This window comes from Pseudomonas sp. A2, assembly GCF_023100865.1.
Classification (GTDB): domain Bacteria; phylum Pseudomonadota; class Gammaproteobacteria; order Pseudomonadales; family Pseudomonadaceae; genus Aquipseudomonas; species Aquipseudomonas asiatica.
Map to the genome: position 1 here is coordinate 5,594,961 of NZ_CP039127.1, position 21,142 is coordinate 5,616,102.

Genomic DNA, 21,142 nt, shown 5'->3' on the forward strand with positions numbered 1-21,142 from the left:
CTTTGCAATTGAGGTTGAGAGTCAAGCTTTGCGGCCCAGCATGCGGGTCAGGGTCGCGTCACGGTCGATGAAATGGTGCTTGAGCGCTGCCAAGCCATGCAGCACGGCAAAAATCACCAAGCCCCAGGCCAGCCAGAGATGGATCACGCCTGCCAGGTCTGCCTGGTCGGGCAGGTCGCTGACCAGTGCCGGCACTTCGAACAGGCCAAACACCGGAATGCCGACACCGTCGGCGGTGGAAATCAGGTAACCGGCGATCATTACCGCGAACAACCCAACGTACAGGGCCAGGTGGCCCAACTTGGCTGCCAGGCGGGTGAATGCGCCGTGGCTGGCTGGTGCCGGTGGTGGCGGGCTGATGAAGCGCCAGAGCACCCGCAGCAGCATCACCGCCAGCAGCACCAGGCCAATGCTTTTGTGCAGGTCCGGGCCGGCCTTGCGCCAAGGGCTGTAGTAGTCGAGGCCGACCATCCACAGGCCCAGGCCGAACAGGCCGAAGACTGCCACAGCCACGCCCCAGTGCAGGACGATGCTGACCACGCCGTAGCGAGAAGGTGAATTGCGCAGTTGCATGTTGACGTGTTTCCCCGTGAAAGCTGTGCACAGACTAACGCGTAACGCATCGAATAAAAGCGTAAAAAATTGCTTTGGATTATCGATAAATACGATATGTATTCTGTAAGCTTTCCATTAAGGAAACATTAACGATAGACGGAGCGTTCGCGGTTGCCAGTGCCGCCTCTTTCGCAGCACAAGGCTGCTCCTACAGGACGGCGCAGTACTTGTAGGAGCAGCCTTGTGCTGCGAAGAGGCCAGCACTGGCAATAAATCAACCCGCTTTGGCTTGGGTATTGGCTACAGCTTTCTTGGCCGGTTCGGACTTGGCAGTCGCCTTTTTGGTCTGGGCTGGCTTGTGCGCCGGTGCGCGCTTGGCAGGCGCAGCCTTGGTCGCAGCAGGCTTGGCCGCTGCTTCCTTGACCACAGGCGCTGGCGCAACCGGGGCCGGCGCGGCTTGCGGGGTTGGCGCAGGTGCCAGCGCCACTTCCTCGGCCTTGGCAATCGGCTCGGCCTTCACCTCAGGCTTGTCCGCCCCGCCAAACAGGCGCTTGAAGAAGCCCGGCTTATCCTGCTTGGCCTCATCGACCGGCTTCGGCTCGGCCTTGACCGGGGCCTTGTCAGCCTTGTCGCCCTTGTCGGAAGAACCACCGAACATGTTGGAGAAGAACCCGCCCTTGCTCTCCTTGGCCGCCACCGCGCCTGCAGCTGCTGCCGCCGCCACTGGTGCCGCCTTGGCCGGGTCGAACGCCTTGCCGGCCAGCAGGTCCTGCACCTGGCTGGCCGCGCGCTGGCCACTGCGCAGGGCGCCTTCCAGGGTGCCTGGGTAGAGGGCGTCGGTATGCTCACCGGCAAAGGTGATGCGCTGCACCGGGCGCTCCCACAGGCGCCAGTATTTGCTGATCTGGCCCGGGCCATAGGCCAGGTAGGCGCCGCCGGTACCGGCGTCGGTGCTGTAGCGCTTGACCTCGTAACCGGTGAACGAGCCACGGGCCTGTGGGTAGAACGCATGCAGGCGGATCAGCACCTGATCGACCATCTGCTTGTCGCCGAACGCTTGCAGCAGGCGGGCGTTGTCGCCCGACAGGTTGATCACCACGTTGGCGCCACCCTTGAGCGCGGGTTCGATCCACAGCATGCCCAAACCTGCGTTACTGAAGATTTCGCCCGACATGCGCGCCCGGCTTTCCCACACCGGCTTTTTGAACTTGAGCATCAGCTGGTCGCGCCAGCCATAGTTGGTACCTTTCAACGCCGCCAGGTGCTGGCTGTCCAGGCCCGGAGTCATCTGGATCTTGGCCAGGGCGCGCAGGGGCACGGCCATGACCAGGTAATCCGCCTGGTAGCCGACGCTGCCGACCTTGACCGTGACACCGTCCTTGTCCTGGACGATGGAGGTCACGGGCGAACTGGTCTTGATAGTCTTCAGTTGCTTGACGAACGCTTGGGCCAGCACCGGGCTGCCACCGGGCAGGCGCGCGGCACGCAGGTCACGGTCGCTGACGCCGCGATACACGCGGTTCTGCTGGGCAAAATACAGCAGCGACAGGCGCGATGGCTCATCGTAGCGGGTACGGATCTGCTGGTTGACCAGCTGGCGGGCGGTGGTCGGCAGCTGCAGCTTGTCCAGCCAGGTGGAGACGTTGATCTGGTCGAGGGCGAACAGCGTGCTGTTGGCTTGCGGGTTCAGCGGGTCTTCGATCGAACGGGCCAGGTCATCGAGGGTTTTCTCGTAACGCTTGAGCGCCTCGGCGGTGGCCGGCTGCTTGGTAGCCAGGTCGGTGGCACTGAAATACTCGCCCTCAATCAGGTAACCGGGGGTACGCACGAATTCCGGTGCCGGCAGTGTTTCAAGTTTGAAACGGTCGAGGTACTGGTTGAGCACCGGCTGCGCCTTGGCGTTGCCGATCCACTCGCTGGTAGCCAGGCCCGAGCGCCCGCCCATGCCCGGCTTGGCTTCCAGCAGCGTCACCTGCCAGCCTTTGTTCTGCAGCTCGTAGGCGGCCGTCAGGCCCGCCAGGCCGCCACCCACGACGATCGCCGAAGGTGTCTTGTCCTTTGCCAGCGCGGCGCCGCTGGACACACCAATCAATACCAACGCGCACAGGCGCACCCAAGCAGCAGCCATGTCGGCGAACTCCGAGTCAGGGGGTTACAGAAACGTGGAGAGGCAGGAATGCCCCGGGAGAGATGCGTTAAGAATACGTCAGGTCTACCGACCCTGCCAGCGCAGTGACATCAAGTCCTTTTCGCCACTGACATTTTTGCCTGCAGCGTTTCCACGCGGTAGCAAGCGTAGCTGGCAACCCGATGAACAGCGGCGGTTGTCCTGCCCTGCGGCATTGCTTAGGCTTACGCGGTCGAACCAAGCCGCAAAGCCAGGAGAAGTGCCCATGGGCCTCAATGATCAGTGGATGCAACGCGACCTCAAGGTCCTGTGGCACCCCTGCACCCAGATGAAAGACCACGAGCAGCTGCCGCTGATCCCGATCAGGCGCGGCGAAGGCGTGTGGCTGGAAGACTTCGAAGGCAAGCGCTACCTGGATGCGGTGAGCAGCTGGTGGGTCAACGTGTTTGGCCACGCCAACCCGCGTATCAACCAGCGCATCAAGGACCAGGTCGACCAGCTGGAGCACGTGATCCTGGCCGGTTTCAGCCACCAGCCGGTGATCGAGCTGTCCGAGCGCCTTGTAGCCATGACCCCGGCCGGCCTCGACCGGGTGTTCTATGCCGACAACGGTTCGTCGTGCATCGAAGTGGCGCTGAAGATGAGCTTCCACTACTGGCAGAACGTCGGCAAGCCGGGCAAGAAGCGCTTCGTCACCCTGACCAACAGCTACCACGGCGAAACCATCGCCGCCATGTCGGTCGGCGATGTGCCGCTGTTCACCGAAACCTACAAGGCGCTGCTGCTCGACACCCTCAAGGTGCCCAGCCCCGACTGCTACCTGCGCCCCGAAGGCACGAGCTGGGAAGAGCACTCACGCACCATGTTCCAGGCCATGGAACAGACCCTGGCCGAGCACCACGCCTCGATCAGCGCGGTGATCGTCGAGCCGCTGATCCAGGGTGCCGGCGGCATGCGCATGTACCACCCGGTGTACCTCAAGCTGCTGCGCGAGGCCTGCGACCGCTACGACGTGCACCTGATCCACGACGAAATCGCCGTGGGCTTCGGCCGCACCGGCACCATGTTCGCCTGTGAACAGGCCGGCATTCGCCCGGACTTCCTGTGCCTGTCCAAGGCCCTGACCGGCGGTTACCTGCCGCTGGCCGCCTGCCTGACCACCGACAAGGTGTACCAGGCGTTCTACGACGACTACCCGACCCTGCGCGCGTTCCTCCACTCGCACAGCTATACCGGCAACCCGCTGGCCTGCGCCGCGGCGCTGGCGACCCTGGACATCTTCGAGCAGGACAACGTGATCGAGGCCAACAAGGCATTGGCCACCCGCATGGCCAGCGCCACCGCGCACCTGGCCGACCATACGCATGTGGCCGAGATTCGCCAGACCGGCATGGCCCTGGCCATCGAAATGGTCCAGGACAAGGCCGGCAAGGTCGCCTACCCGTGGCAAGAGCGTCGTGGCCTGAAAGTGTTCGAGCATGCCCTGACGCGTGGCGCCCTGCTGCGCCCGCTGGGCAGCGTGGTGTACTTCCTGCCGCCGTATGTGATTACGCCAGATCAGATCGACTTCCTGGCAGAAGTGGCCAGCGAAGGCATCGACATTGCCACTCGCGATAGCGTCAGCGTGGCCGTACCGGCCAACTTCCACCCCGACTTCCGCGACCCGGGCTAAGCCCGGAAGCCCGCCGCGTACCCTGTGGGAGCGGGTTCACCCGCGAATGCAATAGTGGAGTCACCGCCGCATTCGCGGGTGAACCCGCTCCCACAGGGACCACATTCTCCCTTTAGCTTGAGCTCAACCATGAGACTGTCCCGCTTTTTCATCGACGCCCCCCTGAGCCTTGGCGAGCATGACCTGCCCGAAGCCCAGGCCCACTATATCGGCCGCGTTCTGCGCATGGCCCCCGGCGACGCCGTGCAGCTGTTCGACGGCAGTGGCCAGGAATACCGCGGCCAGTTGCTCGAAGTGGGCAAGAAAACCGTGCGCGTCAGCCTCGACCAGGCCCTCGCCGGCCAGGCCGATTCACCACTGCACGTGCATCTCGGCCAAGGCCTGTCCCGTGGCGAGCGCATGGACTGGGCAATCCAGAAAGCCACCGAACTGGGCGCCAACGAAATCACCCCGATCGTCAGCGAACGCTGCGAAGTGCGGCTGAAGGACGAGCGCGCCGACAAGCGCCTGGCCCACTGGCGCCAGGTGGCGATCAGCGCCTGCGAACAATGCGGCCGCTCGACCTTGCCGGTCATCCACCCGCCAGTGACCCTGGTTGAATGGCTGAACAGTGCCAAGGCCGACTTGAAACTGGTCCTGCACCCGGTGGCCGAACCGCTCACCAGCCATGCCAAGCCGGCCACCCTGGCCTTCCTGATCGGCCCCGAAGGCGGCCTGAGCGAAGCGGAGGTCGACCAGGCCAAGGCTGCCGGTTTCCACGCCGCACGCCTCGGCCCACGCGTGCTGCGCACCGAAACCGCACCGGTGGTGGCACTGTCGGTGGCACAGCAACTGTGGGGCGACTTTTAACTAGCGCACGTAGAACGACACCGCCACGAAGTGCATGAGGCTGCCGGCGATCACGAACAGGTGCCAGATGCCATGCCAGTGGCGGAAGCGGCTGTCGAAGGCGAAGAAGATGATGCCGACGGTGTAGAACACCCCGCCGGCAGCCAGCCAGGCAAAGCCGGCGCTGCCGAGCGAGTGCAGCAATGGCTTGACAGCCACCAGCACGATCCAGCCCATCACCGCATAGATGATGATCGACAGGATGCGCGCTTCGGAACGTGGCTTGATCTCCTGCAACATGCCGATCACCGCCAGCCCCCAGACAACCCCGAACAGGCTCCAGCCCCAGGGCCCGCGCAGGCTGACCAGGCAGAACGGCGTGTAGCTGCCGGCGATCAGCAGGTATATCGACAGGTGATCGAGCTTGCGCATGATCACCTTCGCCCGCCCGCGAGTGCTGTGGTACAGGGTAGAAATGCTGTACAGCAACAGCAAGGTGCTGCCGTAGATGGAGAAACTGACGATCTTCCACGGGTCGCCCTGCAGGCCCGCGACCACGATCAGCCAGATGGCACCGATACAGGCCAGGACGGCACCGACCAGGTGGGTCCAGGCGTTGAAGCGTTCACCGTAGTACATGCAAACACAGACCTCCTGAGGTGGGCTGGGTTCCTGCGTCCTTCTGTTCCGGCCTCTTCGCGGGTAAACCGCTCCCACAGGGATCCCACGATACCAGAGGGTGGCGCACTACCTGTGGGAGCGGGTTTACCCGCGAAGAGGCCCTGTGTCTTACATCCTACCCAAGCTCAGGTTGCAATTGCGCGTCACGCACCAGCCGTTCCAGCCCGGCCAGGTCCGGCACCCGCGCTACCTGTTCGCCCACCTGCACCGCCGCCAGTTCCAGGCGACCCAACGCCACGTCCACGTAGTTCAGCTGGCTGTCCAGCTTGCATGAGCGCGGTATGTCCTGCAGCAACAACGCCAGGTAGCGCAGACCGGTATCACCCAAGGCATTGAGCACCACCACGCGTGCCCGCTCGCCGCAGGGTGTCTCGCCACCGCACGCGGCTTCGAAGCCGATCAGCGGCAGGCGCTGCTGGCGCCAGTCGATCCAGCCCAGGTGCCAGGCCGGCTCGCCGCGTTGGCACACCACATTGCGCTGGCCACTCAACTCGGCCACCGCCACGTTGGGCAACACCAGGGTACGGTCACCCAACGGCAGCAAAAGCCCGGTCAGGCTGCTGCGTTGGCCGGCGATCAGTTCAAGCATGGGTCTGGCTCCAGTGGGCAATGCTCTGCAACAGGACCGACTCCTGATACGGCTTGCCCAGGTATTCGTTGACGCCGATGGCCATGGCGCGGTCGCGGTGCTTCTGCCCGGTGCGCGAAGTAATCATTATGATCGGCAAGTCTTTCAGACGCTCGTCACGGCGGATACGTGTGGCCACCTCGAAGCCGTCCATGCGCGGCATCTCGATGTCCAGCAGCAACACATCGGGGCGGTGTTCTTCCAGCAGGGCCATTGCATCGACCCCGTCCTTGGCCGTCAGCACACTCATGCCGTGGCGTTCCAACAGGCGGCTGGTGACCTTGCGCACAGTCACCGAATCGTCCACCACCATTACCAGCAACGCCCGCCGTGGCGCAGGGCCGAACACCTGGCGCCGAGCCGCACCGCCACCCGGCAGGCGCGCCAGGCGCCGCTGCTGGCCACGCAACTGGCCCAGCAGGTCGAGAATCAGTACCACCCGACCATCGCCCAGCAGCGTCGCCCCCGACAACCCGGCAACCGCGGCAAACTGCGGCCCCAGGCTCTTCACCACGATCTCGCGGCTGGGCGACAGGCTGTCGGCCTGGATGGCGAACGACTGCTCCTGGGAATGCACCAGCAGCACCGGCAGCGGCACGCTCTGCCCGAGCAATGCCGGGCGCGGCATGCCCTGCAGCAGCTCACCCAGGTAGCGCAGCTCGTATTCGTGGCCGGCGTACACATAACGCGGGGCGTCCAGTTGGTAGCACGCCGCCAGTTCGGCCGGCGGCACGCGGACGATGCCCTCGATGGTGTTCAGCGGAATGGCGTACTGCTCTTCGCCCAGGTGCACCATCAGCGCACGGTTGACCGACACGGTGAACGGCAGGCGGATCAGGAAGCGCGCCCCCTTGCCTTGGGCCGACTCGATACTCATCGAGCCACCCAGTTGCTTGACCTCTTCGTGTACCACGTCCATGCCCAGACCACGCCCGGAAATCTGGGTGATCTTCTCGGCAGTGGAAAAGCCCGGTCGCAGGATGAACTGGAGGATCTCGTGATCGCTCAATTGCGCCTGCGGGTCCAGCAGGCCGCGCTTGATGGCCTTGCGGCGCACCGCTTCCAGTGGCACGCCGGCACCGTCGTCGGTCATTTCGATAACGATGTCCGCGCCTTCGTGCAGCAGATTCAGGTGAATGGTGCCCTGCTCCGGCTTGCCGGCGGCCAGGCGCATTTCGCGGCTTTCCAGGCCATGGTCGACGGCGTTGCGCAGCATGTGCTCCAGCGGCGCCACCATACGTTCGAGCACGCTGCGGTCCAGTTCGCCCTCGGCATTGCCGACCACCAGTTCCACCTGTTTGCCCAGTTCACTGGCCACCTGCCGTACCACACGCTGCAAGCGTGGCACCAGGCGCTCGAAGGGCACCATCAGGGTCGCGGTCAGGCCTTCCTGCAACTGGCTGTTCACCCGCGCTTGCTGCTGCAGCAGGCTGTGGGCTTCCTGGGCGCGCTGTGCCAGGGTTTCCTTGAGGTCAAGCAAGTCCGAGGCGGACTCGAACAAGGCCCGCGACAGTTGCTGCAGTTGCGAGTGGCGGTCCATTTCCAGCGGGTCGAAGTCGTCATAGGCATCGCCTTCGAACTGCTGCCGGCTGGACATCCGCCCTTGGGTCTCGATATCCAGGCGCAGCAACTGGTCGCGCATGCGCTCGAGGGTGGTTTCCATCTCGTTGAGGGTGAATTGCGCATCGTTCACCTGCTGCTCGATGCGCCCACGGATGATCGAGTGCTCACCGGCCAGGTTGCCCAGGTCGTCGAGCAGCTCGGCATCGACCTTGACCATGTCGCCTGGTGCCCGCTCCGGAGCCACCGCCGGCGCCTCACTGGTCGCGGCCTCGACCGGCCCTTGGCCGGCAGCGCTGTCGGCCAGAGCCGAGAAGCTGAAGTTGCGGATGTAGTCGATCAGCGCGGTGGCAGCATGCAGCGGTTGCCCCAGGCGCACGGCATCGAGCATATGCGCCAGGCGGTCATGGCAGTTCTGCAGCAAGGCGAACAGTGGCGCGCTCGGTGGCATACGGCCTGCGGCCAGCAGTTCGTAGAGAAACTCCAGCTCGTGGGCCAGGTCGCCGATCGGCGCAATTTCGACCATGCGCGCCACACCCTTCAGGGTGTGCAGGTCGCGCATCAGGTTGTCCACCTCGACACTGCTGCGCGGGTCGGCCTGCCAGCGCGCCAAGGCAGCGGCGGCACTCTCGACGATGTCCGAGCTTTCTTCGAGGAAGACTTCCAGCAGCTCTTCGCCTGGGCTTTCCGGCTCTTCGACCAGCGGCTCGGCCACAGCTGGCAGCAAAGGGTTGTGCGCAGGCCCGAGGCCAAGGGTATCGGCCAGGTCCATGTCCGGATGCAACGGCGTGACCGTGTCGATGCCCACCAGGCCAGTGGCCTCCGGTGCCAGGGCCTGGCCAAGCAGGTGGCGCAGGCTGTCGACCAGCTCTGGCCTTGGCGGGATGTCCTGCCCGGCCGCCACTTCGTCGAGCATGTCCAGCAGTGCTTCATGGGCCCGCTGCACGTGGGCGAAGAACCGTGCATCGGCGGGCAGGCTACCCTCCTCCACGGCGCCGTACAAGTCGAGCAAGGCCTCGCACACGTCATCCATCTGCCACAGGTCGGCCAGATGCGCAGCGTGGCCCAGGGTAGTCAGTTCGTCGAGCAGGGTGTCCAGCGCATCGCGCTGGCCGGGCTGTTCCTGCCAGCGCGACAGCAACGACTCGGCATCAAGCAGGATATCCATGGCCTGGGCCAGGAAACTGGCAATCGATTGCGGGTCGCGCTTGCTGCGCCGCCCATGCTGCGGGTCGTCATGCAAGCTGGCCAGGTGCCCGTCAACCGCCTGGCCGACCTGCTCGATCAGTTCCGCGGCGCCGGGGATGGCTGCCAACGGCGTGCTGTCGAGTTGCGCCAGGCCCAGGTGGAACAGCGAGCGCGCAGCTTCCAGCCATTCGATCTCGGCCATTTGCAGGGGCAGTTGGTGGCCCTTGTATTCACGTGCCAGGCGGTCGAAGGCGGTGGCCAGTTCGGCGACCGGCATCACCCCGGCCATGGCGGCACTGCCCTTGAGCGTGTGCAGGGCGCGCTGCAGGCCATCGCTGACCTGCGTATCGTGGCCGTCGGCGCCCTGCAGGAAAGCATCCAGGCTGGCCAGGTGGCCCTGCGCCTCGCTGCGGAAAATGTCGAGCAGTTGCGGATCGAGGCCGTCGATGTCGGCCGCCACTGTGGCATCGTTTTCGGCCAGGGCATGCAGGTGCCCGGCCAGTTGCTCGATTTCCGTCAGTTGCGGTAACTGGCCTGCGGCAAAGTCGGCCAGCAGGTCGGGCAGGTAGACGAATACCTGCTGCAGGGCCACCACGCCTTCCGGGCTGAGCACGCTGCGGCCCTCGAGTACCCGGTTCAGCAGGTGTTCTGCGCCCCAGGCCAGCTCGGCCACCGCCTCGGCATGCACCATGCGGCCGCTGCCCTTGAGCGTATGCAAGGCGCGGCGTACTTCTCCCAGTGCCTCGCGCTGCTGGTTGTCGGCACGCCAGCGCAACCAGTGGCGCTCGATTTCCGGCAGCAGTTCACCGGCCTCGTCGAGAAACACTTCACGCAGCTCGTCATCGATGCCATCAGCGCTGCCATCCTGGCCTGCGGTGACCTCGACCATCGCGCAGTGCACACCCAGTGTCGCCAAACTGGCGCGCGCCATGTCGATGAAGGGCTGGCCATCCGCCAATGGGTCCGCCACCCGCCATTGCAGGTAGCATTCGGCGGCGCTCAGGGCCTCGGCCAAGTGCGTCAGCTCATCGGCTGGCGGCTCCACCTCCAGGTGCTGCAGCCACCGCTGCACATAGCTGGCGCAACCGGCAAACAGCTCGGCCACGGTCGGCAGCATCAACATCGCCAGCGCACCACGAATCTGCTGCAACAGCCCTGGCAAGGGTTGCAGGCGTTGCCGAGGCCAGCCGGATTCCAGGCAATCGCCGATCAGGTCCTTGGCCTGCTGCAGCACGTTCAGCGACTCGTTCAACACCAGCTGGCGGATTTCGGCCAGGTCCGAGCCAGGCAGGCCGCCCTGGCCGTTTTCCTCCAGCGGGCCGACCATGCCATTGAGCGTGGCCTCCACGTACAGCAGGGCCCCCGCTACATCCATCAACACCGCGTCGTCCACGGCCCGCTCGCCCTGGGCCAGGGCCTGCAGCGCCAGCACCTGGTCGATGATCACCCGGCGTGGCTGCTGGAAGCCAAGCACCGCCAGGGTGTCGGCCACGTGGCGCAGCGGTGCCAGCAGGGCATCGAGCTGCTCGCTGTGCTGGCGGTCGCCACGCACGAACTGGTCCAGGCGCTCCTTGATGCGCATCAGGTCGTCGCACAGCGCGGTCACCACCGAGCGCAGGGCATCGCGGCCCGGCCCTGCCTGCAGCTGGTCGCGCCAGTTGCCCAGCGACAGGTCGAGGTTGGCCAGGTCGTCGGCACCGGCAAAGCGTTGGGTGGCGCCGCTGATCAGGCTGGCCTGGGCCAACGGCTCCTCGCCACGGCAGGCACGCAGCTGGTTGAGCAGCGGCAGCATCACCAGTGGCAGGTCGTGGCGGGCGCCGCGCAGGCGCTCCAGATACGATGGCAATTGCTCCAGGCCGCGGAACAACGCGCCCAGGCAATCACCGCGGGGGCTGACCTGACCATCGGCCAGGGCCTTGGCGAACAGCTCCAGTTCTTCAGCCAGGCGCGTGGCACCGCGCAGTTCGAGCATGCGCAGGCAGCCGTGCACCTGGTGCAGGTTGTCGACCACGAATGCCAGCATCGACAGGTCGCCAGGCTCGCCGGCAAAGCGCTCCAGCGCCTGGCGCGCCTGGCCCAGGCAGTCGAGGATGGCGGCTTTGGTCCAGGCCAGCGCCACGGTGTCGTGGCGCTCGGGGCTTACAGCAGCTACAGCCATGGGCATTCCTCGGCGCGGCTTTTCAGTAGAGCTCATCAGTAGGGCTCTTCACTTGGGCTCTGCTGGTGGTGGCAGGGTGAACCCGGACACCGAACGGCGCATCTCGCTGGCCATGCGTGCCAGGTGGCGGATGCTGTCGGCAGTGGCGCCGGAGCCGGCGGAGGTCTGCGCGGTAATCTGCTGGATGACCGCCATGGTGTGGGAGATCTGCCCGGCAGACGAAGTCTGCAGCTGGGCGGCATCGGAGATGCTGTGGATAAGGTCGGCAAGGTTCTGCGATACGCCTTCGATCTCGGCCAGCGCCACCCCGGCATCCTGGGCCAGGCGGGCACCGCGCACCACCTCGGCGGTGGTCTGCTCCATGGATATCACCGCCTCGTTGGTGTCGGCCTGGATGGTGCGCACCAGCGCTTCGATCTGCCGGGTGGCCGACGACGAGCGTTCGGCCAGGCGCTGCACTTCGTCGGCGACCACGGCGAACCCACGGCCGGCCTCGCCGGCCAGCGAGGCCTGAATCGCCGCGTTGAGGGCGAGGATGTTGGTCTGGTCGGCAATGTCGTCGATCAGGCTGACGATATCGCCGATTTCCTGGGAGGACTCACCGAGGCGCTTGATCCGTTTGGCGGTGTCCTGGATCTGTTCGCGAATGTTGTCCATGCCGTTGATGGTGTTGTGCACCACCTCGTTGCCCTTGTTGGCGATCGCCACCGAGCGCTCGGCCACCTTGGCCGACTCGTAGGCATGCGCCGAAACCCGGTCGATCGATTCGACCATGTCGCCAACCGCCTCGGAAGCCTCGCTGATCTGCTCGGCCTGGTGCTCCGAGGCCTTGGCCAGCTGGCGTGCGGTGTTCTGTGTGTCCTGCACGGCGGCAGCGACCTGCACGGCACTGTGGTTGATGGTGGCGACCAGGTCGCGTAATTGGTCCACGGAATAGTTGATCGAGTCGGCAATGGCGCCGGTGAAGTCTTCGGTCACCGATACGGTCACGGTCAGGTCGCCGTCAGCCAGCTCTTCGATTTCGTCGAGCAGGCGCATGATCGCCTGCTGGTTGCGTTCGTTCTTTTCCGCCGTCTCACGCAGCTGGCGGTTGGTGGTGCGTACCATGACCAGGCCGATGAGGATGATCGAAGCCAGCGCCAGAAGGCCCAGGACATAGCCGCCGACGGTGTCGAGCGTGCGCCCGCCAGCCAGGTTCTCGAAACCGTTGGCCAGGTGCGAGGCCTCGTCGAGCAGGGTTTGCGACAGGCTGAAGATGTTGCCCGCAGCCTCGCGCACGCGGAACAGTTCCGGCGAGGTTTCGAGGATTTCATCCACCGAGCCGGCAACGAACTGGAACAGCTCGGCAATTTCAGCCAGGCGCGCACGGGCATCGGCGTCCTCGACACGGGTCACCTGGATCGCCGCGTTGCCACTGAGCATGCCCTCGAGCACCTGGCCGAAGCGCCCGGCATCGCGGCCGAAGGCATCCGCCGCCTGGGCCGCGGCATCGTCACCGGCCAGCACGGTGTTGACCGAGCCGAGAATGCGTTCGGCCAGCAGCAACTGGCGCTGGGCCACCGCCACCTGGCTGGCCGGGGCGCCACTCTGCAGCAGGATTTCGACCACTTTCTCGTATTCCACCTGCAACTGCGGCACGGTCTCGGCCAGGGTCGCCGCCACCTGGTGCAGCGACAGCACGGTCTGCTCGCTGGCCAGGATGGTGTCGGTGTTCTTGCGCAGGTTTTCCCAGTCGCGGCGTACCGCTTCCATCTCGTCACGCACCATGGGCGGCGCAGGTGGCAGGCCGGTGGACTTGTCACCTTCACGCAAGTAGCCCCAGCGCCGTTCGAAATCGTTGCGCGCGTCCGACAGCAGCTTGAAGGCCAAGGCCTTGCCGGTGGCGGCTTCGGTGGCGTTCTTGGCGATGCGCTGCGACAGCACCCGCAGTTCGCCGGCGTGGCCGATGTACTGCTTGTCGTAGTTGGACTGGGTGTTCAGGTAGGCAAAGTTGGCGAACAACAGAATGATCGACAGGATCAGGATCAGGAACAGCACGGTGATCTGCGCGATGCTGCGGGTACGTGGGGTCACGGTGGTGACGGGGGTGGCAGGCTTGTTCACGTTCGCAGGTCCTATAACGCCACATCGAGAAAGCCCGGCGCCTGGGCCAGGGCGAAGGGGCTGAAGATCGCCCAGTTGCGTTCACGCGGGAAGTGCCCCTGCACGAAAGGTGCAGCGGCGCGGATCAGGGGCTGTGGCGGCGACAGTTGCAGGCTGTCGAGGGCAAAGTGCTGCAGGCCCAGCACCTCGTCCACCAGCAGGCCGACGAACAGGTCCTCGTGGTCCAGCACCAGCACCCGCCGCTGCTTGCCCGGGGCGGCGTGGCCCAGGCCGAAGAAACTGCTCAGGTCCATCACCGGTAGCAGCCGGCCGCGCAGGTTGGCTACCCCGCAAACCCACGGCTGCACGCCGGGGACGCGGCTGCTGCGCGGTTCGCGCAGCACCTCGGCAACCTCGCCCATGGGCGCGACGAACCATTGCCCGGCTATGCGGAAGCCGATGCCGCTCCACTGTTGCAGGCGGTTGTCCTGCGGCGGCTGGTCGGCGACCAGCAGGCGGCAGCGCCGGTCGATGTCCAGCAACAACTCGAAGGCGGTCAGCGACGCGCCCTGCGGGCGGGTGGTCAAGCCCCGAGCACTTCTTTGAGCTTGGCGATCAGCGCGTCCTCTTCCACCGGCTTGGTCAGGAAGTCACGAGCGCCCTGGCGCGTGGCCCAGATACGGTCGGTTTCCTGGTCCTTGGTGGTGACCACGATCACCGGGATGGTGCTGGTTTCCGGGTCCTTGCTGAGCTGACGGGTTGCCTGGAAGCCGTTCATGCCGGGCATCACGATGTCCATCAACACCGCGTCGGGCTTGTCCTGCCGTGCCAAGGCCACGCCATCGGCACCGTTGTTGGCCTTGAGCACCTGGTAGCCGTGCTTTTCCAGCCATTCGGTCAATCGGTACATCTCTGTCGGCGAGTCGTCGACAATCAGAACTCGGGCCATGCTGGTTCCCCATCAGGAAAGAAAGACCGTGCCATGGCGGGGCGCGGTCAGGGTGCGTGTTGTTGGGCTGCGGCAAAACCGGGCACGTGGGCGCGGATCGCGTCGAGCAGTTCTTCCTTGCTGAACGGTTTGGTCAGGAACTGGTCGGAGCCGACCACCCGGCCGCGGGCCTTGTCGAACAGGCCGTCACGTGACGAAAGCAGAATGACCGGGGTGTCCTTGAAGGCACTGTTGTGCTTGATCACCGCGCAGGTCTGGTAGCCGTCCAGGCGCGGCATCAACACATCGACGAAGATGATGCTGGGCTGGTGGTCGACGATCTTGGCCAGGGCATCGAAGCCATCACTGGCGGTGATCACCTCGCAGCCCGCTTCACCGAGCAACATCTGTGCGGTGCGGCGGATCGTGCGCGAGTCGTCGATCACCATCACCTTCAGGGGTTGTTCCATCACTTGGGCTACCGTCGCTGCTTATGCCGAATTCCTGGAGCTGCTGCGCAGCCCCAAAGGCCTGTTGTATAGCGCTATGACTGGCATTTTTAGCACACTCCGGGTGGCCGTTCCATCTGCGGCGCCCCTTGACCGGCGGCGTTCACGGCGCCACCCTGAGCCACTTTTCTTTCGATCCATCGCGGCCACGTGCCGCCAAGAGGAACCACCCCATGAGCGTTCGCCTCGGCATTGTCATGGACCCCATCGCGTCCATCTCCTACAAGAAGGACAGCTCGCTGGCCATGCTGCTGGCCGCCCAGGCGCGCGGCTGGAGCCTGTTCTACATGGAACAGCGCGATATGTACCTGGGCGCCGGCCAGGCCCGTGCGCAGATGCGCCCGCTGAAAGTGTTCGCCGACCCGGCCCGCTGGTTCGAGCTGGGCGAGGAGCAGGATAGCGCGCTGGCCGAGCTGGACGTGATCCTGATGCGCAAGGACCCGCCCTTCGACATGGAGTTCGTCTACAGCACCTACCTGCTGGAGCAGGCCGAGCGCGAGGGGGTACTGGTGGTCAACCGCCCGCAGAGCCTGCGCGACTGCAACGAAAAACTGTTCGCCACCCAGTTCCCGCAGTGCATGGCGCCTACCCTGGTCAGCCGCCGTGTCGACATCCTGCGCGAGTTCGCCGACAGCCGTGGTGACGTAATCCTCAAGCCGCTGGACGGCATGGGCGGCGCCTCGGTGTTCCGTCACCGCAAGGACGACCCGAACCTGTCGGTGATCCTGGAAACCCTGACCCAGCACGGCAACCAGCAGATCATGGCGCAGGCCTACCTGCCGCAGATCGTCGACGGCGACAAGCGCATCCTGATGATCGACGGCGAGCCGGTGGACTACTGCCTGGCGCGTATCCCGGCCAGCGGCGAGACCCGTGGCAACCTGGCCGCCGGCGGCCGTGGCGAAGCACGCCCGCTGACCGACCGCGACCGCTGGATCGCCGCCCAGGTCGGCCCGACCCTGCGCGAGAAGGGCCTGATGTTCGTGGGCCTGGACGTGATCGGCGACTACCTCACCGAAATCAACGTCACCAGCCCCACCTGCATCCGCGAGATCGATGCCGCCTACAACACCGATATCGGCGGGCAATTGATGGATGCCATTGATCGCCAGCTGAAGGCGCGCTGACCGCCGACGCACGGCAACAACCCAGAGTGGGGTATGATGCGGGTCCTTTTAGCCTGGCCTGCTGCCCCGCCCTGCGGTTGCTGGAAACCCGATGACGCTGCCCGCTGACATCCCCGCCGACCTGCTGCCCCCCCGTGTTCGCCCGGTGGACCGGCTCGGCTTTACCCTGTTCCTGGCTGCCCTGGTGCACCTGGCGCTGATCCTCGGCGTCGGCTTCAGCGTGGTCAAGCCTGCCGAAATCCGCCACACCATGGACATCACCCTGGCCACCTTCAAGAGCGAGAAACCGCCGGAGAAGGCCGATTTCCAGGCCCAGGACAACCAGCAGGGCAGCGGCACCCTGGACAAGAAAGCGGTGCCCAAGACCACCGAACTGGCACCGTTCCAGGACAGCAAGATCAACACGATCACCCCGCCACCCGCCGCGAAGCCCGAGGTGGTACCGCCCCCTGTCCCGCAGAAGTCGGCGGTAGTGACCACGGCGCCCAAGCCGCAGAAGGTCGAGCCCAAACCCAGGGAAAGCAAACCGCAGCCCAAGCCGGCAGCCCCGGCACCGGACTTCGACAGCTCGCAGTTGTCCAGCCAGATCGCCAGCCTGGAGGCGGAGCTGTCCAACGAGCAGCAGATGTACGCCAAGCGCCCGCGCATCCACCGGCTCAATGCCGCCTCGACCATGCGCGACAAGGGGGCCTGGTACAAGGAAGAGTGGCGCAAGAAGGTCGAGCGGGTGGGCAACCTGAACTACCCCGATGAAGCGCGCCGGCAACAGATCTACGGCAACCTGCGCATGATGGTGTCGATAAACCGCGATGGCTCGCTGTACGAGGTACTGGTGCTGGAGTCGTCCGGGCAACCGGTGCTTGACCAGGCGGCGCAGCGCATCGTGCGGCTGGCGGCGCCGTTTGCGCCGTTTACCGGGGACCTGGCCGAGTTTGACCGGCTGGAGATCATCCGCACCTGGCGCTTTGCCCGAGGGGACCGTTTGTCCAGTAACTGACCTGCGGCATTACGCGGTCCCTGTGGGAGCGGGTTTACCCGCGAAAGCGTCCGACTAAGCGACATCATTGCCTGATCTGGCGCATTCGCGGGTAAACCCGCTCCCACAGGGAACGCGCAAGCCTCGTTACGCACCTTGTCAGTCTCGCCACCTGGCGCCACACTATCCCCCATGAAAACCCTCACGCCGAGCTACCTCAAGCATCAGTTCCTGATCGCCATGCCACACATGGCCGATCCGAACTTCGCCCAGACCCTCACGTACATCGTCGAGCACAACGCCCATGGCGCCATGGGCCTGGTGGTCAACCGGCCGCAGGAGCTGAACCTGGCCGACATCCTCGAGCAGCTGCGCCCGGACGAAATGCCACCGGCCAGCACCTTGCAGGTGCCGATCTACCAAGGTGGCCCGGTACAGACCGACCGTGGCTTCGTGCTGCACAGCAGCGAATGCAGTTTCCAGGCCACCGTGGCGCTGGAAGGGCTGTCGCTGACCACCTCGCAGGATATATTGCTTGCCATCGCCGCCGGGGTAGGCCCGAAACAGAGCCTGATCACCCTGGGCTATGCCGGCTGGGAAGCGGGCCAACTGGAAACGGAGCTTGCCGACAACGCCTGGCTCAACTGCCCGTTCGACCCGGAAATCATCTTCGGCCTGACCAGCGACCTGCGCCTGGAAGCCGCCGCCGCCAGCCTGGGGATCAACCTGAACCTGCTGACCAGCCAGGCGGGCCACGCCTGATGGCCGAACTGCACCCGGAATTGCGTCTGCTGCTGGGCTTCGACTACGGCAGCAAACAGATCGGCGTAGCCGTCGGCCAGGTGGTTACCGGCCAGGCCCGCGAGCTTTGCACCCTGAAGGCACAGAACGGCGTGCCGGACTGGGCCCAAGTGGAAAAGCTGATTGCCGAATGGAAGCCCGACGCCATCGTCGTCGGCCTGCCGCTGAACATGGACGGCACCCCCAGCGAAATGAGCGCCCGCGCAGAAAAGTTCGCCCGCCGCCTGAACGGCCGCTTCAACCTGCCCGTGCACACCCACGACGAACGCCTGACCACCTTCGAGGCCAAGGGCGAGCGCATGGCCCGTGGCGGCCAGCGCGGCAGCTACCGCGACAACCCGGTCGATGCCATCGCCGCCGCCCTGTTGCTGCAAGGCTGGCTGGAGGCCAATACCTGATCATCTTTGCCGCCGGCCCCGCCCGGCGCACCCTTCCGAGGAGCCCGCAATGAGCCTACCCAATCCCGCCGACCTGATTCGGCAGATGGCTGTCGACCTTCGTGCCCACCTGGCGCGCCGGGCAATTAACGAACCGCGCTACATCGGCATCCGCACCGGCGGCGTCTGGGTTGCCCAGGCCCTGCAGGAAGCCATGGGCGACACCAGCCCCATGGGCACTCTGGACGTCTCGTTCTATCGCGACGACTTCAGCCAGAACGGCCTGCACCCGCAAGTGCGCCCGTCCGAGCTGCCGTTCGAGGTCGAGGGCCAGCACCTGGTGCTGGTGGATGACGTGCTGATGAGCGGCCGCACGGTACGCGCCGCGCTCAACGAACTGTTCGATTATGGCCGCCCGGCCAGCGTCACCCTGGTCTGCTTGCTGGACCTGGATGCCGGCGAACTGCCAATCCGCCCGAATGTACTCGGCGCCACCCTGTCGCTGCCCCCCCATGAACGGGTAAAATTGACCGGACCCGCACCGCTCGCCCTCGAGCGCCAGGACCTCGCCTCCGCTTCCGCCCTTTAAGAGTCCCCCGCGATGACGCCAATCGACGCCAAGCGCCCGCTGCAGCTCAATGATCAGGGCCAGCTGCGCCACTTCCTCTCGCTCGACGGTTTGCCCCGCGAACTGCTCACCGAGATCCTCGACACCGCCGACTCCTTCCTGGAAGTCGGTGCCCGGGCCGTGAAGAAAGTCCCGTTGCTGCGCGGCAAGACTGTGTGCAACGTGTTCTTCGAGAACTCCACCCGAACCCGTACCACGTTCGAACTGGCGGCCCAACGCCTGTCGGCCGACGTGATCAGCCTGAACGTGTCGACCTCCTCGACCAGCAAGGGCGAAACCCTGTTCGATACCCTGCGCAACCTCGAAGCCATGGCCGCCGACATGTTCGTGGTGCGCCACTCCGACTCCGGGGCTGCGCACTTCATCGCCGAGCATGTGTGCCCGGAAGTTGCCGTGATCAACGGCGGTGACGGCCGCCACGCGCACCCGACCCAGGGCATGCTCGACATGCTCACCATCCGCCGCCACAAGGGCAGCTTCGAGAACCTGTCGGTGGCCATCGTCGGCGACATCCTGCACTCGCGCGTGGCCCGCTCCGACATGCTGGCGCTCAAAGCGCTGGGCTGCCCGGACATCCGCGTGATCGGCCCGAAAACCCTGATCCCGATCGGTATCGAGCAGTACGGCGTGAAGGTCTACACGGACCTCGCCGAAGGCCTGAAGGACGTCGACGTGGTGATCATGCTGCGCCTGCAGCGTGAGCGCATGGCCGGCGGCCTGCTGCCCAGCGAAGGCGAGTTCTACCGCCTGTTCGGCCTGACCACCGCGCGCCTGGCCGGCGCCAAGCCCGACGCCATCGTCATGCACCCGGGCCCGATCAACCGTGGCGTGGAAATCGAGTCGGCGGTGGCCGACGGCAAGCACTCGGTGATCCTCAACCAGGTCACCTACGGCATCGCCGTGCGCATGGCCGTGCTTTCCATGGCCATGAGCGGGCAGAACGCGCAACGTCAATTCGACCAGGAGAACGCCCAGTGACCATCAGTATTCTCGGCGCCCGGGTCATCGACCCGAACAGCGGCCTGGACCAGGTCACCGACCTGCACCTGGACGGCGGCCGCATTGCCGCCATCGGTGCAGCCCCGGCCGGCTTCAGCGCCAGCCGCACGATCCAGGCTGATGGCCTGGTCGCCGCACCCGGCCTGGTCGACCTCGGCGTGTCCCTGCGCGAGCCGGGCTACAGCCGCAAAGGCAACATCGCCAGTGAAACCCGCGCCGCCGTCGCCGGCGGTGTCACCAGCCTGTGCTGCCCGCCGCAGACCAAGCCGGTGCTGGACACCTCGGCCGTGGCCGAGCTTATCCTTGACCGCGCCCGCGAGGCCGCCAACAGCAAGGTCTACCCGATCGGCGCCCTGACCAAGGGCCTGGAAGGCGAGCAACTGGCCGAGCTGGTGGCACTGCGCGACACCGGCTGCGTGGCCTTCGGCAATGGCCTGAAGGAAATCCCCAACAACCGTACCCTGGCCCGCGCCCTGGAATACGCCGCCACCTTCGACCTGACCGTGGTGTTCCATTCCCAGGACCGCGACCTGGCCCAAGGCGGCCTGGCTCACGAAGGTGCCATGGCCAGCTTCCTCGGCCTGCCGGGCATTCCGGAAACCGCCGAGACCGTGGCCCTGGCGCGCAATCTGCTGCTGGTGGAACAGACCGGCGTGCGTGCTCACTTCACCCAGATCACCAGCGCCCGTGGCGCGCGGCTGATCGAGCAGGCCCAGCAGCTTGGCCTGCCGGTGACCGCCGATGTGGCGCTGTACCAACTGATCCTTACCGACGAGTCGCTGCGTGAGTTCTCCAGTCTGTACCACGTGCAGCCACCGCTGCGCACCGCCGCCGACCGTGACGGCCTGCGTGCGGCGGTGAAGTCGGGCGTGATCCAGGCGATCTCCAGCCATCACCAGCCACACGAGCGCGACGCCAAGCTGGCCCCGTTCGGCGCCACCGAGCCGGGCATCAGCAGTGTCGAACTGCTGTTGCCGCTGGCCATGACCCTGGTGCAGGACGGCCTGCTCGACCTACCAACCTTGCTAGCCCGCCTGAGCAGCGGCCCGGCGGCAGCCCTGCGCCTGCCGGCTGGCGAGCTGAAAGTGGGAGGCGCGGCCGACCTGGTGCTGTTCGACCCGCAAGCCTCGACCGTGGCCGGCGAGCATTGGTTCTCCCGCGGTGAGAACTGCCCGTTCATCGGCCACTGCCTGCCGGGTGCGGTGCGTTATACCTTGGTCGATGGGCATGTCTGCCACGAGGCCTGACAAAGCGCACACTCGCTTTGTGTAGGAGCGGCCTTGTGTCGCGATCGGGCCGCAAAGCGGCCCCAGCTAA

At 65.6% G+C, this 21,142-nt stretch carries 18 protein-coding genes; 9 read left to right on the top strand and 9 right to left on the bottom strand.

Annotated features, from left to right (window positions below; genetic code table 11):
- Positions 1 to 21: 21 nt before the first annotated feature.
- Together E5221_RS25875 and E5221_RS25880 are read right to left on the bottom strand one after the other, a co-directional pair.
- Positions 22 to 573, bottom strand: a complete 552-nt coding sequence (locus E5221_RS25875) for a cytochrome b (protein ID WP_247846649.1) — start codon at positions 571 to 573, stop codon at positions 22 to 24.
- Between the two features lie 256 nt (positions 574 to 829).
- Positions 830 to 2,683: a flavin monoamine oxidase family protein gene (locus tag E5221_RS25880; protein WP_247846650.1), complete on the bottom strand. Its 1,854-nt coding sequence runs from the start codon at positions 2,681 to 2,683 to the stop codon at positions 830 to 832.
- A gap of 265 nt (positions 2,684 to 2,948) precedes the next feature.
- On the opposite strand from E5221_RS25880, the gene E5221_RS25885 reads away from it, so the two are divergent.
- Both E5221_RS25885 and E5221_RS25890 read left to right on the top strand, forming a co-directional pair.
- Entirely contained in the window at positions 2,949 to 4,355 is a 1,407-nt protein-coding gene (locus E5221_RS25885) for an adenosylmethionine--8-amino-7-oxononanoate transaminase (RefSeq protein WP_061550439.1), read from the top strand.
- A 129-nt stretch (positions 4,356 to 4,484) separates the two neighbouring features.
- On the top strand, positions 4,485 to 5,204 hold the full coding sequence (locus E5221_RS25890; protein WP_061550440.1) for a 16S rRNA (uracil(1498)-N(3))-methyltransferase: 720 nt from the start codon (positions 4,485 to 4,487) through the stop codon (positions 5,202 to 5,204).
- Here the strand turns inward: E5221_RS25890 and E5221_RS25895 are convergent, their stop codons facing one another.
- From E5221_RS25895 to E5221_RS25925, 7 genes are all read right to left on the bottom strand, one after another.
- Positions 5,205 to 5,822, bottom strand: a complete 618-nt coding sequence (locus tag E5221_RS25895) for a hemolysin III family protein (RefSeq protein ID WP_013974522.1) — start codon at positions 5,820 to 5,822, stop codon at positions 5,205 to 5,207. It lies immediately after the preceding gene.
- Positions 5,823 to 5,979: 157 nt separating this feature from the next.
- The gene (locus E5221_RS25900; RefSeq protein WP_013974523.1) at positions 5,980 to 6,453 is read right to left on the bottom strand and encodes a chemotaxis protein CheW; all 474 of its coding nucleotides are present in this window, start codon (positions 6,451 to 6,453) and stop codon (positions 5,980 to 5,982) included.
- Positions 6,446 to 11,398: an Hpt domain-containing protein gene (locus E5221_RS25905; protein ID WP_247846651.1), complete on the bottom strand. Its 4,953-nt coding sequence runs from the start codon at positions 11,396 to 11,398 to the stop codon at positions 6,446 to 6,448. Before E5221_RS25905 ends, E5221_RS25900 begins: the two co-directional genes overlap by 8 nt.
- Positions 11,399 to 11,446: 48 nt before the next feature.
- Positions 11,447 to 13,471: a methyl-accepting chemotaxis protein gene (locus E5221_RS25910; RefSeq protein ID WP_230491512.1), complete on the bottom strand. Its 2,025-nt coding sequence runs from the start codon at positions 13,469 to 13,471 to the stop codon at positions 11,447 to 11,449.
- A 41-nt stretch (positions 13,472 to 13,512) separates the two neighbouring features.
- Entirely contained in the window at positions 13,513 to 14,067 is a 555-nt protein-coding gene (locus E5221_RS25915) for a chemotaxis protein CheW (protein ID WP_003257767.1), read from the bottom strand.
- Complete coding sequence (pilH, locus tag E5221_RS25920; RefSeq protein ID WP_003257768.1) at positions 14,064 to 14,429, bottom strand: twitching motility response regulator PilH; 366 nt, start codon at positions 14,427 to 14,429, stop codon at positions 14,064 to 14,066. The genes E5221_RS25915 and pilH overlap by 4 nt, the downstream gene beginning before the upstream one ends.
- A gap of 47 nt (positions 14,430 to 14,476) precedes the next feature.
- The gene (locus E5221_RS25925) at positions 14,477 to 14,878 is read right to left on the bottom strand and encodes a response regulator (RefSeq protein ID WP_003257770.1); all 402 of its coding nucleotides are present in this window, start codon (positions 14,876 to 14,878) and stop codon (positions 14,477 to 14,479) included.
- 212 nt (positions 14,879 to 15,090) lie between these two features.
- Here E5221_RS25925 and gshB point away from each other — a divergent pair, with 212 nt between their 5' ends.
- From gshB to E5221_RS25960, 7 genes are all read left to right on the top strand, one after another.
- Positions 15,091 to 16,044 carry a glutathione synthase gene (gene gshB / locus E5221_RS25930; protein ID WP_013974527.1) on the top strand — a complete coding sequence of 318 codons (954 nt, stop codon included), beginning with the start codon at positions 15,091 to 15,093 and terminating at the stop codon, positions 16,042 to 16,044.
- Positions 16,045 to 16,135: 91 nt separating this feature from the next.
- Positions 16,136 to 17,041 carry an energy transducer TonB gene (locus E5221_RS25935; RefSeq protein WP_247846652.1) on the top strand — a complete coding sequence of 302 codons (906 nt, stop codon included), beginning with the start codon at positions 16,136 to 16,138 and terminating at the stop codon, positions 17,039 to 17,041.
- A gap of 171 nt (positions 17,042 to 17,212) precedes the next feature.
- Positions 17,213 to 17,782 carry a YqgE/AlgH family protein gene (locus tag E5221_RS25940; protein ID WP_247846653.1) on the top strand — a complete coding sequence of 190 codons (570 nt, stop codon included), beginning with the start codon at positions 17,213 to 17,215 and terminating at the stop codon, positions 17,780 to 17,782.
- Positions 17,782 to 18,219 (top strand): Holliday junction resolvase RuvX, encoded by a 438-nt coding sequence (ruvX, locus tag E5221_RS25945; RefSeq protein ID WP_013974530.1) that lies wholly within the window; start codon positions 17,782 to 17,784, stop codon positions 18,217 to 18,219. Before E5221_RS25940 ends, ruvX begins: the two co-directional genes overlap by 1 nt.
- Positions 18,220 to 18,268: 49 nt before the next feature.
- Entirely contained in the window at positions 18,269 to 18,787 is a 519-nt protein-coding gene (gene pyrR, locus E5221_RS25950; protein ID WP_003257772.1) for a bifunctional pyr operon transcriptional regulator/uracil phosphoribosyltransferase PyrR, read from the top strand.
- Between the two features lie 12 nt (positions 18,788 to 18,799).
- The gene (locus E5221_RS25955; protein WP_003257774.1) at positions 18,800 to 19,804 is read left to right on the top strand and encodes an aspartate carbamoyltransferase catalytic subunit; all 1,005 of its coding nucleotides are present in this window, start codon (positions 18,800 to 18,802) and stop codon (positions 19,802 to 19,804) included.
- Positions 19,801 to 21,072, top strand: coding sequence for a dihydroorotase (locus E5221_RS25960; RefSeq protein WP_247846654.1), 1,272 nt, complete (start codon positions 19,801 to 19,803; stop codon positions 21,070 to 21,072). The genes E5221_RS25955 and E5221_RS25960 overlap by 4 nt, the downstream gene beginning before the upstream one ends.
- Positions 21,073 to 21,142: the final 70 nt, after the last annotated feature.